The sequence below is a fragment of the Variovorax paradoxus genome, from assembly GCF_029919115.1.
Classification (GTDB): domain Bacteria; phylum Pseudomonadota; class Gammaproteobacteria; order Burkholderiales; family Burkholderiaceae_C; genus Variovorax; species Variovorax paradoxus_O.
On sequence record NZ_CP123990.1, the window covers coordinates 5,677,057 to 5,691,958 of the forward strand.

At 66.9% G+C, this 14,902-nt stretch carries 11 protein-coding genes; 6 read left to right on the forward strand and 5 right to left on the reverse strand.

Annotation, left to right across the window (positions count from 1 at the left end; genetic code table 11):
• The first annotated feature begins 34 nt into the window (after nt 1-34).
• Both QHG62_RS27090 and QHG62_RS27095 read left to right on the forward strand, forming a co-directional pair.
• The gene (locus QHG62_RS27090) at nt 35-802 is read left to right on the forward strand and encodes a DeoR/GlpR family DNA-binding transcription regulator (protein WP_281148666.1); all 768 of its coding nucleotides are present in this window, start codon (nt 35-37) and stop codon (nt 800-802) included.
• Between the two features lie 128 nt (nt 803-930).
• Entirely contained in the window at nt 931-1,461 is a 531-nt protein-coding gene (locus QHG62_RS27095) for a sensor histidine kinase (protein WP_281148667.1), read from the forward strand.
• A 314-nt stretch (nt 1,462-1,775) separates the two neighbouring features.
• Here the strand turns inward: QHG62_RS27095 and QHG62_RS27100 are convergent, their stop codons facing one another.
• The 5 genes from QHG62_RS27100 to QHG62_RS27120 form a co-directional block, all read right to left on the reverse strand.
• Complete coding sequence (locus QHG62_RS27100; protein ID WP_281148668.1) at nt 1,776-4,184, reverse strand: DNA polymerase II; 2,409 nt, start codon at nt 4,182-4,184, stop codon at nt 1,776-1,778.
• Nucleotides 4,185-4,703: 519 nt separating this feature from the next.
• Nucleotides 4,704-6,626, reverse strand: a complete 1,923-nt coding sequence (locus QHG62_RS27105; RefSeq protein WP_281148669.1) for a phage integrase family protein — start codon at nt 6,624-6,626, stop codon at nt 4,704-4,706.
• Nucleotides 6,623-6,913: a hypothetical protein gene (locus QHG62_RS27110; protein ID WP_281148670.1), complete on the reverse strand. Its 291-nt coding sequence runs from the start codon at nt 6,911-6,913 to the stop codon at nt 6,623-6,625. Before QHG62_RS27110 ends, QHG62_RS27105 begins: the two co-directional genes overlap by 4 nt.
• Nucleotides 6,914-7,506: 593 nt before the next feature.
• On the reverse strand, nt 7,507-8,589 hold the full coding sequence (locus QHG62_RS27115) for a ParB/RepB/Spo0J family partition protein (protein WP_281148671.1): 1,083 nt from the start codon (nt 8,587-8,589) through the stop codon (nt 7,507-7,509).
• Nucleotides 8,590-9,003: 414 nt separating this feature from the next.
• Entirely contained in the window at nt 9,004-10,158 is a 1,155-nt protein-coding gene (locus QHG62_RS27120; RefSeq protein WP_281148672.1) for an AAA family ATPase, read from the reverse strand.
• A gap of 624 nt (nt 10,159-10,782) precedes the next feature.
• Between QHG62_RS27120 and QHG62_RS27125 the strand changes: the two genes are divergently transcribed.
• The 4 genes from QHG62_RS27125 to QHG62_RS27140 all read left to right on the forward strand — a co-directional run bounded on the left by QHG62_RS27125 (nt 10,783) and on the right by QHG62_RS27140 (nt 14,869).
• On the forward strand, nt 10,783-12,159 hold the full coding sequence (locus tag QHG62_RS27125) for a replication initiation protein (RefSeq protein WP_281148673.1): 1,377 nt from the start codon (nt 10,783-10,785) through the stop codon (nt 12,157-12,159).
• A 511-nt stretch (nt 12,160-12,670) separates the two neighbouring features.
• On the forward strand, nt 12,671-13,723 hold the full coding sequence (locus QHG62_RS27130; protein WP_281148674.1) for a Bug family tripartite tricarboxylate transporter substrate binding protein: 1,053 nt from the start codon (nt 12,671-12,673) through the stop codon (nt 13,721-13,723).
• 10 nt (nt 13,724-13,733) lie between these two features.
• Nucleotides 13,734-14,120 (forward strand): chorismate mutase family protein, encoded by a 387-nt coding sequence (locus tag QHG62_RS27135; protein WP_281148676.1) that lies wholly within the window; start codon nt 13,734-13,736, stop codon nt 14,118-14,120.
• Between the two features lie 128 nt (nt 14,121-14,248).
• Entirely contained in the window at nt 14,249-14,869 is a 621-nt protein-coding gene (locus QHG62_RS27140) for a hypothetical protein (RefSeq protein ID WP_281148677.1), read from the forward strand.
• Nucleotides 14,870-14,902 lie beyond the last annotated feature (33 nt).

The window sequence follows — 14,902 nt, forward strand, 5'->3', positions numbered from 1 at the left end:
TCCTGAGAGTCTTCCCGTTCTCCACGACGCTTTTGTGAACTCCAATCCGCGCCAGATCAACCTCCTCGATACCGTGCGCACGCGCGGCTCCGTCACCGTGGAACAGTTGGCCGACATGCTCGGCGTTACCCTGCAAACGGTGCGGCGCGACGTGCAGCGGCTGGCCGACGAAGGCCTGCTCACGCGTTTTCATGGCGGCGTGCGGGTGCCAAGTTCCACCACCGAGAACATCGGCTACCAGCAGCGCGAAACGCTGCATGCCGAAGGCAAGGCGCGCATCGCGCGACGCGTGGCCGAGCTGGTGCCCAACGACTGTTCGCTGATCCTCAACATCGGCACCACCACCGAAGCCATTGCCAAGGCCCTGCTGCGGCACACGGGCCTGCGCGTGATCACCAACAACCTGAACGTGGCGACCATATTGAGCGGCAATACCTCGTGCGAGGTGATCGTCGCCGGCGGTTCGGTGCGGCCGCGCGACCGCGCCATCGTGGGCGAGGCCACCATCGATTTCATACGCCAGTTCAAGGTCGACATCGCGCTGATCGGCGTGTCGAGCATCGAGGCCGACGGTTCGCTGCGCGACTTCGACTTGCGTGAAGTGAAGGTGGCGCAAACCATCATCGCGCAGGCGCGCGAGGTGTGGCTTGCGGCGGACGCGAGCAAGTTCAACCGGCCGGCGATGATCCAGTTGGGTACGCTTTCGCAGATCGACCGGTTGTTTACCGACGCGGAACCGCCGCCGCCTTTTGCTGACTTGCTGCATGCGGCGCAAGTGCGGCTTGAGATTGCGCGCGATTGAAGATGGGGCTGATTTCTGTTCGTCGCGTCGTGCGTTCGGGGCGCGCACCCGCCGACGGGGTACCTTGCTCCGCGAATGTCCCCCGGGGCTGCGCCCCTCCTCCTTTATTTCGCTGCGGGGAGTACCCGATGCCCGGAACACCAGCAGCGTGCCCCGGTGCACAGGGCATCGGGTGCTCCCCGCAGCGAAATAAAGGAGGAGCCGAAGGCGGGGGACATTCGCCCTCCTTCATCGCCGATGTCGACCTGGTGGCGCGGCTCGACGTGGCGCGCAAGAACGCCGTCTTCGAAGTGCGGAACGTGGATCCTTCGCTGGCGATCCTGGCCAACCGGGACCTGCTTCATGCGGCGCTGGCCAACCTGCTGCAGAACGCCTTCAAGTACACGCAGCAGAACTCGATGGTGACCCTGAGCGCCTACGCCTCGGGCGAGCAGGTGTTCATCGATGTCGAGGACCACTGCGGGGGATTGCCCGCAGGCGGCGCCGCCAAGATGTTCATCCCTTTCAGGCCGAACGACGACCGCAGGGCGGGCTTGGGATTGGGGCTGTCCATTGCCCGACAAACCATCGAGGCGGACTTTGGCACGCTGACGGTGCGGGACGTGCCGGGCTCGGGTTGCGTGTTCACCATCAGCCTTCCACTGCACTCTCTTCATTAGGCGGCGCGCGCGCCTGCATTGCTGGCGCTTCCATGGGACGATTCGGAAGCCTTGGGACCCGCGCAGGCGCAATGCGTGTGCAGCAAGAAGCAAGCATTGAAGGTGAAGGCGCCATGGCCTGGACGGCATCCATTCGCAGCAGTCGCTCAACGCCCGTTACGGGTGGACGCTGCCCTGCGCCTTGAGGTATGAGTATCGGCTGGTGAGGCTGCGCTGCACGCCGTGCGCGGCCTCACCGTCGCATCACACGCAGCCTCACTGCATCGCTTCCAGTCGCTCGAGCGAGCGCCCTCGGCGTGCCCGTTCGATCCCGCCTAGAAGAGCCCGCGCTGCGGCGTCGTCAAGGCCGCGAAGCTCTCTCCGATGGGCTGAAGAATGGCATCGGCAATCGGCTGGAGCTGCCGGGTCAGGTAGTGTTCGTAGTCGATGCGCGAACGGCGGGCCTCCAGCGGCTCCGGGCCGCTCTGGGTCATGACGTACTGGATCCAGCCGCCCTTCTGATACTGCCTGGGCCGACCGACCCGATCATTGTGCTGGTCGGCGATGCGAGCGGCCCGCACCTGCGGCGGTACGTTGACCAGGTAGGCATCGAGCCGGTGGCGAAGGCGCTTGCGGTAGATGAGCAGGTCGTCCTTGCCGCCCGCCAATGTCGACCTCGCGTAGTCGGTCACGAACGCCTTGTAGGGCTTGCCCTGGAAGATCCGTGAAAGCAGGCCCTCCTGGAACTGGCGCGCGAGCGGGGTCCAGTCGCTGCGTGCCATCTCCAGGCCGCGATACACCATCTCTTCCTTGCCTGCGGCATCGACGCTCAGGCCCGCGTAGCGCTTCTTGCTGCCCACCTCCGAACCGCGAATGGTGGGCATGAAGAACTTCCTGTAGTGCGTATCGACCTCGATCTCGAGAAAGCTGGCCAGGCCCTGCTCCTCGCGCAGGGTGCGTGTCCACCAGTCGTTGATGTCGGCCGCCAGGCTGGCTGCGACGGCGTGCGCCTGCGCGTTGGTGTGAGTACGCTTGAGCCAGATGAAGATGGAGTCGGTGTCGCCATAGATGGCCTCGTAGCCGCGCCTCTCCACGAACTCGCGCGTGCGCTTCATCATCTCGTGCCCGCGGAGCGTGACGGCAGACACCAGCTCAGGGTTGAAGAACCGGCACTCGGCCGCGCCGAGCACGCCGGCGAAAGAATTCATGAGCAGCTTCAGCGCTTGCGACAGCGGCTCGTTCTTCGCGCGCTTGGCCTCGTCCCGGGCGCGCCAGAGCGTGGCCACGATCTCGGGCAGGCAGTGCTTCTCGCGCGAAAAGACCGTCCCTTGTGGTCCCTTGACCGCCTGGGCCGGGTCGCCGACATTCGAGCCCTCGACGAGGCCCACCGGATCGACCAGGAAGGTCCGGATGATCGAGGGATAGAGGCTCTTGTAGTCCAGCACCACGACCGAGTCGTAGAACCCCGGTTTCGAGTCCATCACGTATCCGCCCGGATAGGCCTTGCTCGCAATCTCGCCCACGTTCGGCGCCACGTAGCCCAGGCGGTGCATGCGCGGCATGTAGTGGTGGCTGAACGCGGCGATGGAGCCGCCGAAGTGGTCGGCCTGTAGGCCGGTGGTCTGGGCTCGCTCCATCACGAACTGCGGCAGCTTCGTCCTCTCGAAGATGCGCAGGACCAGCTCGCAGTCCCGGATGTTGTAAATCGCGAGCGCGGGCTTGTCTTCCTGGTAGCGCCGCTCGATCTCCGCCATCTTGTCGTATTCGTCGCCGATGGCCTTGCCTTCGCCGAGCAGCGCCTGCGAGATGTTCTCGAGGCTGAAGGACGGGAAGCTCCACACCGCGGCCTTGAGTGCGTCGATGCCGTCAATGACCACCCGGCCTGGCGTGGGCGCGAACAGGTAGCCCTGCTTGCCCGGATGGGTGCGCCATTCGATAGGGCGGCGCTCCCGTCCGAGGAGGAGCTGCACGCCGCAGTCATCGGCCGTCTTCTGCAGCACGCGCAGGTCGAACTGGATGACGTTCCAGCCGATGACGACGTCGGGGTCGTTCCGCTCGAACCAATTGTTGAGCTCCTCGATCATGGCCTTGCGGGAGGCGCAATAGATCAGCGAAAACGCCATGGGCCGATCCGCCCCGGACGCCGCGTCTGGCGGCGGCGCTTGTGGGTGCCCTGGAGGCGGTTCGCCCAGCATGAAGACGACACGCTCCGGCGTGCCGTCCAGCGCGACGGAATAGAGCGCTTCGTCCTGGCTCGTTTCGATGTCCAGCGACACGACCTTCAGCACGGGGCGATAGTCGGGTGCGGGCTTGAGTTTGCAGTCGACGATGGCAGCGCGCTCTTCCCGTCCTCCTTCCACGCTCACGCCGGCGGTGATGAAGCGTTCCATCAGGTAGCGGTCGTGCGGGCGCACGTCGGCTTCAAGCAAGGGAATGCCCTGCGCCTGGAGCGCGCGTGCCAGCCGGCCGAGCTGGCGAAAGTGCGTCGCATAGACACCGACGACGGGGTCCTGCTGGAAGGTCCTGAGTTCGAGCTCGCGCAGCTGAATGCCCGAGAGATCTGCGAGGTGGGCCTCGACCGCGGTCCGATGCCGGGCGGCGACGAATGCCACGCTGCGGCGCGAGGTCAGCAATACTTTCCTCGGCCCGGCATCGGTTGCGAGCCAATACTCGATCTCCGTGCCGGCGGGCGCATCGCGCCAGTGGCGCGTGAGGATGAAACCCTTGAGTACGGTGGATGTCACGAGAGCTGCAGCGGGTGCGTGAGTGCGGTCGGGCGGATGAAGGCGGAGCCGATTTTCGCGCGGCCGCGTCGGGCGGCCATCTGTCCGGATGAGTGTTTCATCCGCGAGATGGCAAGGCGCACAGCATGTCTCGCCAGGCCGTAGAAATACCTGCGGGCCAGCGGCGAAGAGCCGCACCACGCAAAGCGGGCGAGCGCAAGCAAGCTCGATGTCGATGTCGACAAGCTCGCGATCGAGGCCCCGGGTTTTTGGTCACCGCCTGCGAGCCTTCGTGTCGACTGCAAAGTCGGATGTTCCCGGCGTGCTTCATTGCCTCCGACTACTTTGGACACCCAGACCTGCCCAAGGCGCTTTGACGGCCGCGCACGGCCCCGTTGCTTCACGCCCTGCCCCGCACAGCAGCAAGGGGGGACGGACGACGGCAAGCCGGCATGACCGGCAGACGATGGGCACCGGGCCGCGGAACCAGACCTCCGTCCGCAACGGTCGCAGCGGCTCGGGGCGCAACCCGGCAGCGCTTCAGGTCGTCGCAGCGGCCGCGCGCTCGCGGGCCTCGGCGGTCCGCAGGTACATCGACGTCGTTCCCGCGAGCGCATGGCCGAGGTTGTTTTGCACCACCTCCAGCGCGAGCGGCGGCTGTCCTTCGCGCCCTCGGAGGGCATGCGCACCATGGGAATGGCGCAGCCAGTGCGTGCTGGCTTTCCTCAACTGCTGCGCCTCGGCACCGTCGAGACGTTCGGCGGCGCGTGCGAGGAAGGCCTTGATCGCCTGGTAGAGCCCAGACGCCGACCAGGGCACGGGCCGCAGCTGGGCGTCGAAGCGCGCGAGCACCGGAATCCCGCGGTTGCAAGGGGCATCCACCTTTCGCTCGAGGCCGTGCCGCGCGAGCTCCTCGCCGAGCTCGTCGACCAGCTCGGCGGGCAGCGGCACCTGACGGCGACGCGCGCCGCGACCGGTCACCGACAGAACCCACTGGACGACAACCGCACCCTCAGCGGATGTGGTGCTCACCGGCGCCAGGTCCTCGCATCGCAGGGCCGTGACCTCGGCGAGCCGAAGCCCGGTGGCATAAAGCCAGCGCATCGCGCGGCGCAGGCGGCGCCCCGGCGGCGTGTCGGCATGCCGGCGCAGCAGCACGTCGACATGGTCCCATTGCGCAAAACTCAGCATGCGGTGCGTGCCGAGCGGCAAATGCCGATCGGGCGGCAGCGCCACGTCCGCGAACGGATTGGCCAGCGCGTAGCCCTGTCCCACGAGGAAGGCGAACAGACTGCGCAGGATGATCAACGCCTGGCGCAGCGCCGCCGGCGTGAGCGCGCCCTCCAGCGGCCGCCATTGCGGAGACCAGCGCTGGTGATGGCGGGGCCCGCACCAATCCGGCGGAGGCGCGGCGAGGAAGGCACGGTAGGCGTGCGCGTCCTCGCCGGACAGCGACGACAGCGCCTTGCCGCGCTCGAGCACCGCCCAGAGCAGGAGCCGCTCGGCTTCCTTGCGGTACGAGCGCTGCGTGGCGGACAACTTGCCCTCCGCGGCGCCCTGCTCTCCCTTGGCCGCCAGCCAGACGCCGATGGCCGCGTGGTCATCGGCGGCCTCCAGCCGGCAGGACCCGGGCGGCGCGCGGAAGCACCCAGCACGTCCGTCGAGTGCGGCCGGCACCACGAACTTCTCGTAGGGCACCAAACCCGTGGCCGGCGGCACGATCGCCGCCAGCGTGACCGGGCTCAACCGGGCGCGCGGCTGCGTGGCATGCACGGCGACGCGAAGGCCGGGCACCCCTTCGTTCGCATGCAGCCACTCGAGAATCCGCGCGGCCTTGCGCTCGCCGACGCCGGGTACCTGGACCCACCACCGCGCGCCCGCGGCGTTGATGCGTCCGACCAGTGCTTCAAGCGTCGGCAGGCCTGCGCGCTCGAGCCGCTCGGCCAACGCCGGATGAAGCCAGGCGGCCACCCCGTCGCCGGGCCGCGGGTCCTGCGCCACCAGGCTTTCGAGCCATCGCAGCGCCTCGAGCTGCCGTGCGATGACCCGTGCGCGCCGCGACGCCGGGGCACTGCCCGCGCCGCCGCCCTGCCCTGCCCTGCCGCGCGCCCGCGGGTGGGCGGCTTCGTAGGCTTCGATCTGCTCGGCTTCAGAGAACTCCTCCATTCCCCGCGACGCGGCGAATTCCGCCAGGTTCGGGAGCGCTGGGGACGCGGCGACACGCCTCGGATCGAGCAGGATGAGCCGGGCGGTGCCGGGCTTACGCTCACGCCGCGCCGCGGCGGCGAAAGCATCGCGGATCCATGCGATGGTTCGCCGCACGGTCCGCAAGTCGACATGCTCCCCCTCCAGCCGCAGGTAGCGTTCCCAGCTTGCCCGTTCATCGACCCCCTGGGCCAGCGCCCGCATGAACGCGAAATGGCCACGATGCAGCTTGCGCGGCGGCGGCTTGGGCTTTTTCATGGCTTTGGCTCACTCGGCGTGGAGGACCTGGAGCCGCCGCCCAAGCCCTGCCAGAATTTCCACCAGCAATGCGCTGGGCGCGGCAGCGCCGACGGCACCGGCGGCAACGGGGCAAACCTGCTGGCGCTCTGACGACGTCGCCGTTCGGCCTCGAGCGCATGCGCCACGCCGAAGGCCTCGCGAGCGCCGCGCGACGCCCGCGCGCGCCATTCGACAGCCAGTTGTTCGAGTTCCGCTTCCTCGAGGCTCTCCAGCTCCCCACGACTTGGCCCGGCCGTGCGGCTCATCGACGCGCTCGTTGCACGCGCAACGCGGCCGCTCGCCACGCAGCCGGATCGCGCAGGGAAGAACGTCCGGCGCGCCCGTCACAGCACCGGGTCAGATCCGCGTTGCAATGCATAATCATCAATGTCGATTCTAGATGATTTGAGGCGACATTCCACGAAGTCATGTGCAAGGAACGCAGCAAGTTGTTGATATGCAAGGGGGTTTTCCTCCGACGGCATCTCGATGCGCGAAACGGATGGACAGCTTGCGGATGCATCGACATGCGGTTCGGACCCGCCTTCGAGGTGGCGGCAGCCCTCGTCGGCTGATGAGAATCCCCATCCGCGCCCTTTCCGGAAACACCCGGGCGGATCAATGCGGCGTGCCTGCCGATCGTCCAGACCGGTAGCTGACATCACGGCACGCGACCATTGACAAAGATGGAGTGAGCACTTGCTCCTACCCGATGTGCTTGCGCCCGATGGATCGCGCCACCGCCTTCAGCTCCGCTTGAATCTGTGCCGATCTGGCGCAACGATCCATAGGCAGAGCAGCCGGCGTCTGCGATGCGCGGAGCAAATCCCAAACACGCTCACATAAGGGCCGGTTCCAGTCAATTGAGCAGCTGCACCTTGTGCAGAACGTCGGCGATGGCCTTCACCAGCGAGTCCGACGGCGGCCCCTCCATCGCGCTGGGCTGCAGCGTGAGCGTGACGGTGCCGTCCACCGCCCGCACGCACGAACCCACGGCCTTGCCCTCGTTCTGGATCGCGATCTTCTGGGGTTTGGCCATGGCTTCGCTGCCCAGCAGGCGCGCGACCACCATTGCCGGCAGCAGCTTCTGGCCGCGCACCTTTTCGGCGCGTTTGAGGACCGCGCGCCGGTCCTTGTCGAGCGCCGTGTTGAGTTGCTCCGCGTGCCGGTACTGGATCTCGAGCGGACTGCGGAAGCACTCGACCACCGCCGACGGCAGCTGGGCCACGATCAGGGCCTTGCGGACCCAGGTGTGGCTGACGCCGAGCTTCTCGGCCATCTGGCGCTGGGTCGGGAACAGCTGCTCCTCGAGCGCGCGCTGGTACATCACGCCTTGCTCATAGGGCGAGAGATCGGCGCGCTCGCGGTTCTCGCGGTCCATGGCCGCGAACAACTCAGCGTCCCCCAGCTCGTCGACCCAGATGGCCGCGAGCACCGGGATGCCCAGTTCCAGGCACGCGCGGTGGCGCCGGTGGCCGAACACCAGTTCGTAGCGGTCCGGCTGATCCGGCAGCGCCCGCACGAGGATCGGCTGAACGTTGCCGCCCGCCTGTTCGATGTCCGCCTTGAGCCCGGCGAACTCCGCATTCTCGAACGACGCCGGGTGGCGGTTCGCCCAGCGGGAAGCGCGGATGGCCGAGGGGTCCAGCTTGCGCGTTGGCGTCGAGCCGTCGTAATGGCGAAGCCGCTCGCGCAGCGTCGCGAGTTCGCCCTCCACTGCCTGCATCTGGCCGCGGAAGGCCAGCATCTGCCCGGGGCCGGTGCGCGGGGCGAACTGCCCGGTCTGCGCCGGTGGAAACCTGGTTTCCACGGCGGGCGCGGCGCCGGGCAGCGCAGGCGATGCGGGGGCGGCAGGTGTTGAAGCCTGTGCCGGGGGCGCGGCGGGCTCGGGCAACGACAGGCCGGCCGTCAAGGCTTCGAGACGTTTACGGGTACTAGCCATTGAAACCTCCATGGCGGTGGAAACCTGGTTTCCACGCGGCTGGCGTGGTGCGGATCTGTGACCGGGGCGGGTCGAATGGGCGCCGTTGGCGGTGTGGAAACCTGGTTTCCACAAGCGCTATGCCCGGCGCGTGGAAACCTGGTTTCCACGCGGTTGGCTTGGTGCGGGTCTGTGACCAACGCGGGTCGGATGAGCGCCGTCGGCAATGTGGAAACCTGGTTTCCACGAGAGCTGGGCCCGATGGGCGGAAACCTGGTTTCCACGTACCTCGGCCGAGATCCCGGGAGTCGCAGCGCCCTTCTCCGGCCGCGCTCGATCCGTGTGTCGCGCGCGCCGGCCGGGACTGCGGTCCGCCGGTAGGAACCCTGGCACTGCCAGGGGTCGCGTCGCTGGCAGAAGGGTGTGCAAAGCGGCTCATGGCGCCTCCCCTGCGTCCGACCAGCTGCTCACCACCGACTGCTCGACGAGGTCAACGAACGCATCGTACGCATCGGCAGCGCGCTTGTACGTCTTGGCTGCGCCCTCGTACTTCTGCACATCGTAGACCGTGGCGAACTCGGCCGCCTTGTTGCTGGTCACGCTGGTCTTGGGAATTTCCACCGGCAGCGTGTATTCGCCGTAGGTGGCTTGGATCCACTGACGGACCGCAGGCGTCGCCGGATCGCTCGGATCGACCCGGCTGAGCAGCACATGCAGGAAGTCGAAGGCCTTGCCCGCGCGTTCGCCGCTCTGCGCATCGAGGTTGGCGCCAAGGTCGGCCAGCAGCGACCAGAATTGCGCGGACGAGGCAAAGTCCAGTCCGGAAGGCGGCACCGGAACGACGATGCCATTCGCGGCCCACAGCCCGTTGATGGTCACGTAGGACAGGGAAGGCGGAGTGTCGATGACGATCACGTCGTAGAGGTCGCGCACGCTCTCGAGTCCGGCGTTGAGCACATCCCAGAAACGGGCGCCCGGCTCCTGCATCTGGCGCGCAGGCAGCGCGAACTCGGCCGAAAACAGGAAGGGCGCGGCCGCCACGAGGTCCAGTCCGTCCCAGTAGGTGGAGCGGATCGCGTAGCGGATGTCGCTCTGGCTGCCGTCGCACAAGGGCGCGATGGTCATGTCCTCGCTGATTTCCGCCTCCGGCAACAGGCCGTGCAAGGTGGTCAGCGAGCCCTGCGGGTCCGTGTCGATCGCCAGTACGCGGTGGCCGCGCAGGCTCAGTCCCTGCGCCAGCACCATGGCGGTCGTGGTCTTGGCGACTCCGCCCTTGAAATTGCCCACGGCGATCGTGAACGCCTTCTTCCCGGCCGGCCGCATCTTGTCGGCACGGTAGGTGCGGGTCCAGGCGCGCAGTTCAGCCAGTTCGAAATTGCGCTTTCCACCGGCCGGCGTCAGACGGCCGCTCGGAAGGTCGTCCTTGGTGATGCGATACGCCACATGGGCCTTGTCGACGCCGCACAGCGCCGCGAGTTGCGCGGTAGAGTAGACCGGCGAGAGCTTTCTCGCCTCGGGCGCGAGTAGCCGGCCCCGGATCTGCTCGACCATCGACCCCGCGCGCGTCGCGAGCGCGGCGATGCGGGGCATGTCGATGCGAGTGCGCGCGGAACTCGGTGCGGCCAGCGGGACGGGGAGGGGGGCTGTGGAAACCTGGTTTCCACCAGCAACCGGGAGGGGCGACGCCATAGAGAAGAGCCTTATTAGACGGAATACGACCATTCTATGAGAATCCGTCGAATGAACAAGAAGCGCGAAGTAGCTGCGCCTTCTGCCGCGTTCTTGTGTGAGACTTCTTGGGGACCAAGGTGAGGTTGATTGGGATTTGCGGTGCGCGGATGTCCTTCATCCGGCCGGAAGGCGGCCGGCTGGGCCGCTGCGAGGTCCGCTATGCCACTTTCGGGCTGGCCAGACGCGCTCCAGCGCCGCCGCTTCCCTTGTCCACTCACATCAAATCCCATCCATCCACACACCAGGGCGCCCGGAATCCCTCCCGATCTCACATCAAATCCCAGCCGATCTCACATTCATTCCCAGTCCTTCTCACAGATCCGGCGCTAAGTTGCTGTCAGTGCTGGGGAATTCGGATCATCAACTCTTCAATCTCCCAAGTGTTTTCTTATCAATGACTCAAGAGCCGCTGTCCGATCTGTGAATTGACCGATTCACAAAAGACCGGCATCATGTGAACCCACTATTCTCCCGAAGGACCCCATGGAAGAGGGCGAAGCTCCGCGACCGCCGCCCAAGCCGCCCGCCGTCACGGACGAACAGACCGTGGCCAAGGCCAACGAGGCCATTGCCATTCGCCCCAAACGTGGCCGGCTGACATTGCTGTCGCGGCGGATCTACAACGCGCTGCTCTACCATTCCCAGAAGCAGGGCGTCGACGAACCAGTCTACAAACTGGCGCTGAGCGAACTGATCGGGGATGCCCGCTTCAACTCGAACAACACGGAGCTGCTGAAGTCGCACCTGCGCGACATGCAGGCCACGACCATCGAATGGTCGACCAGCGGCGCCGGCTTGAAGCGCTGGGTGTCATCCCAGCTGCTGGGCACCGTGTCGATCGAGGAGCAGGGCAGGGGGCGGCCCTGCACGATCACCTGGCGCTATCCCGAAGAAATCCGCGAGCGCCTCGTGAAGCCGCACCAGTACACGCGCGTTCTGCTGGAAATCAGCGCGCAGATGCGCAGCTACCCCGCAGCCGTGCTCTACGAAATCGGTGCACGCTATCTCACCTCTCCGAGCCGGCTGTCGATGCGCGAGGATGTGCTGTGGTGGGCGGCCGTGCTGACCGGACGCAGCGACATCACCGAAGTCGACTACCGCTTCCTCAAGCGGGACGTGATCAGCAAGGCGCTGGCCGAGATCGAAGCGCTGTGCGAGGACTTCAGCCTCGAGCTCATCGAGCACAAGCGCGGCCGGCGCATCGAGGAGATCCAGTTCCGTGTGGTGCCAAAGATGCAGCAGCGCCTCGGCGCAGCAGACGATCCGAGTCGCAATGTGTTCGACCTGGAACTCGTCGCCAAGCTGGTGGGACTTGGCCTCAAGCAGGACGAGGCACAGGATCTCTATGCATCCACCGACGAAGGGCAGTTGCGCGCCACGCTCGAGCATGTGGAACAGCGCCTGCGCAGCCAGGCCCTGCCATCGCTCAAGTCGCCCGCCGCTTACTTCAAGGATGCACTCAAGAAAGGCTATGCGGGCGTCAGAGGGCTGGCCGAGCCGGCGGCCACCGGCGGCGCACTGACATCCTCGGCCGCCAGCCGGACCGCCCCCGTGCTTGACAGCCAGGACCGGATGCACCGGATCCGCGAGCTCTGGGACAACGACCGCATGCAGAAGGCGAAGGCGCTCTACCAGGAAATGCCCGAGCCCATGCAGTCGGAGATGCGCGCGCGCTTCGAGACGGAGCGACTCGCGACCGTTGCGGCACCCATCGCGCGGGCCTGGCGCCGCGACGGGCCCGCCAGCCGCATCGCCGCCACCACGTTCCATCGCTGGCTGGCGCAGATCACCTGGCCCGAGGAACCCTCTGACCGGGTGCTGCTCGATTTCGCGCTGTCGCAAGGCGTCGCCGGCATGTGACGGCACGCTGCAGCGGAATGTAAGCGGACACTCCCTAGGATTTGCTGCAGGGCCCTGACCAGCGGCGGCGACCTTCGACGATCGCAGCCGGACCCGAGCTCCCGTCGGGGGCCATTGCAGATCTGCTCGGAAGCCGCACGCAGCGAGGACTCCCCTCTGAAACGCTGAACCGGCATCGCGGCGGTCTCGCCAGGCCGCGTCCTTGCGTGGGACCCGCCTGTCCCCGCGGACTGTTTTTCCACCGGCCGATTCGGGGGACATGACAACTCGGCGAGTTACAAGGCAAGGCTGCGGCGTCCTTGACGAGGATGACTGCCAGAGGACTTCGGCGCCGCGGTTGTCCTCGATCTTGCGTCGCAAGCAAGTGCGGCGTCTCGGGGCTTCGCTCGCTCGCTGGCAAGTCGGACCCGCGCGGCTTCGAGGCCCGTGCGGAGATATTGCGCAGCAGGCAGGAGTTGATCCAGCTCGCTGCCGAAGCAAGACTCGGCTTCCGATTTCGATAGGTCCAGCCATGCCCCACCTCCTCTCTTTCCGAACACGCGCCGCTCGTCTGCTGTGTCTTGTCGGCGCATTCGCCTGCGCCGGCATTGCCTGCGCGCAATCGTCCGGCGCGAGCCGCCCCGATCCCGGCCCCGCCAGCGCCAGGAGCGAGCCGCCGGCGGATCTGAACTGGCCGACGCGCCCGCTGCGGCTGGTCGTCGGCTTCGGCGGCGGCTCCTCGCCGGATTTCGTGGCACGCGTGCTGGCTGCTCCCATGGCGAAGGCGCTCGGCCAGCCGGTGATCGTCGAGAACCATCCCGGCGCGAGCGGCAACATCGCCGCGGACATCGTTGCGAAGTCCACCGACCGCCATACGGTCGGCATCCTGATCAACGGCAACATGACGATCGCCAAGATACTGAATCCGGCGACTTCCTACGATCCGCAGAAGGACTTGATGCCGCTGAGCATCATCTGCACGGCACCCCTGGTGCTTGCCACGACGCCGCAGGTCTCGAAGGCGACGCCTCGCGGCTTTCTCGAAGCCGCGCGCGTCGCTGGGGGCAACTGGAGCTATGGCACGCCCGGCATCGGCACGATCGGCCATCTCGGCATGGAGCTTCTCAAGGCCCGCACCGGCATCGGCGCCGTGCATGTGCCGTACCAGGGCAATCCGCAGGTCGTCACCGGTCTGATCAGCGCGCAACTGCAGTTGGCGCTCCTTCCGCCGGGCCTCGCACAGGAGCAGGTCAGGGCCGGAAAGCTGCGCGCGATCGGCATCACGTCGGCACGGCGATCCGAGCTGGTGCCGGACTACCCGACCCTGTTGGAAGCGGGGCTCAAGGATTTCGAACTCGAGATCTGGACCGCCGCGGCCGCGCCTGCGAGCCTGCCGCCCCCCGTCGCGCAGCGCCTGAGCCAGGTTCTTGCGGAAGTGATCCGCCTGCCGGAGGTGCGGCAGAAACTCTTCCAGCATGGCTACGAGGCGGCCGACATTTCGGGCGACGCGCTGCTGCGCCGGGTGAAGGCGGACACGGCCGCGCTCAGCGGAATCATCGCGAGCCAGGGCATCAAGCTTGAGTAAGGAGACTCCCATGAATTCAGGACAACAACGCCCCAAGGGCGGCGAGGCACCCGCTGCTGCCGAGCGCACTGCTGGCTCGGCATCCGCCGACGGCGCCGAGGAGGCCCAGCGAATCCTGGCATTGCTGCGCGGCGAGCTCGACGACCTGGACAGAACCCTGCTCGAGACCTTGAGGCGCCGGCTGGACTGCTGCTGCCGGATCGGTCTGCACAAACGGGAGCATGCGATTCCGATGATGCAACCCCATCGCATCGGGGTCGTGCAGGCGCGCGCGGCGGCCTTTGCTGCCGCGCACGGCATGAACCCGGATTTCCTGCGTTCACTGTATGAACTGATCATCACGGAGACCTGCCGGCTGGAGGATGAGATCATCGGCGTGCCCTCGTCGCCCGCGTGACGACGCAGGGGTGCGTACGCGGGCGAGCGCTTGCACGAAGCCCAGCCGGTGCACTTGCGTGCGGGGACATCGCGAGAGCGGCGCTCGATGCGCTGTCACGGGTCATGCTCCATTTCCAGGGCGAACACATGCTGATCTTTTCCACTTTGGGCCATGAGGGCAGCAACCATCACTTCGTGCTCCAGCAGTACCTTGCCGCCCATGGCATCGCACAGGCCTCGCGCGTCGTGCTGTTCGGCGACTTCCACAGCGGCGCGCGTGCGCTGATCGCCGGCGAGGCGGACTACCTGCTCCAGTGCGCCGTGCATCCGACCGCGGCCGAGATCACGGGCACCTATCGCAGTGCCATGGTGGTCGTCGACGCCTTCATTTCGCCGAGTCAGCCGATGGCGCTCGTGCAATCCACGGCGAGCGGGGACGGCGCCGGCAAGGTGGGCGTGCAGCCGGCCACGCAGAGCTATGCCGATCTTTCCGCCTGGCCGATCATCGTCCACGAGCCCACGGTGCTTGCGGTCCAGGAAGGCCTGGTGCAAGGACGCTACAGCGCGGGCATCGTCTTCTCGTCCTTCGCGATGGCGCACCCGGGACGCTTCGAAGTGATCGAGCCCATCGGCACCGTCTGCGATGCATGGATCGTCTACGGACGCCAGGCCGTCGATCAGGGCGCGGCCGTGGTCTGGAAGGACAGTCCGCTCGCGCGGCAGTTCCATGCACGGATCGAGCGGTGCCTGGCGCCCGGCGGCAGCTGACACTGCCGTCGCCCGTCGTGGTGCGAGCGGCTC

Coding starts and splice junctions, on each gene's coding strand:
- QHG62_RS27135 (WP_281148676.1), top strand. CDS start 13,734: ATGAATTCAGGACAACAACGCCCCAAGGGCGGCGAGGCACCCGCTGCT.
- QHG62_RS27130 (WP_281148674.1), top strand. CDS start 12,671: ATGCCCCACCTCCTCTCTTTCCGAACACGCGCCGCTCGTCTGCTGTGT.
- QHG62_RS27125 (WP_281148673.1), top strand. CDS start 10,783: ATGGAAGAGGGCGAAGCTCCGCGACCGCCGCCCAAGCCGCCCGCCGTC.
- QHG62_RS27105 (WP_281148669.1), bottom strand. CDS start 6,626: ATGAAAAAGCCCAAGCCGCCGCCGCGCAAGCTGCATCGTGGCCATTTC.
- QHG62_RS27110 (WP_281148670.1), bottom strand. CDS start 6,913: ATGAGCCGCACGGCCGGGCCAAGTCGTGGGGAGCTGGAGAGCCTCGAG.
- QHG62_RS27140 (WP_281148677.1), top strand. CDS start 14,249: ATGCTGATCTTTTCCACTTTGGGCCATGAGGGCAGCAACCATCACTTC.
- QHG62_RS27120 (WP_281148672.1), bottom strand. CDS start 10,158: ATGCCCCGCATCGCCGCGCTCGCGACGCGCGCGGGGTCGATGGTCGAG.
- QHG62_RS27095 (WP_281148667.1), top strand. CDS start 931: ATGCCCGGAACACCAGCAGCGTGCCCCGGTGCACAGGGCATCGGGTGC.
- QHG62_RS27115 (WP_281148671.1), bottom strand. CDS start 8,589: ATGGCTAGTACCCGTAAACGTCTCGAAGCCTTGACGGCCGGCCTGTCG.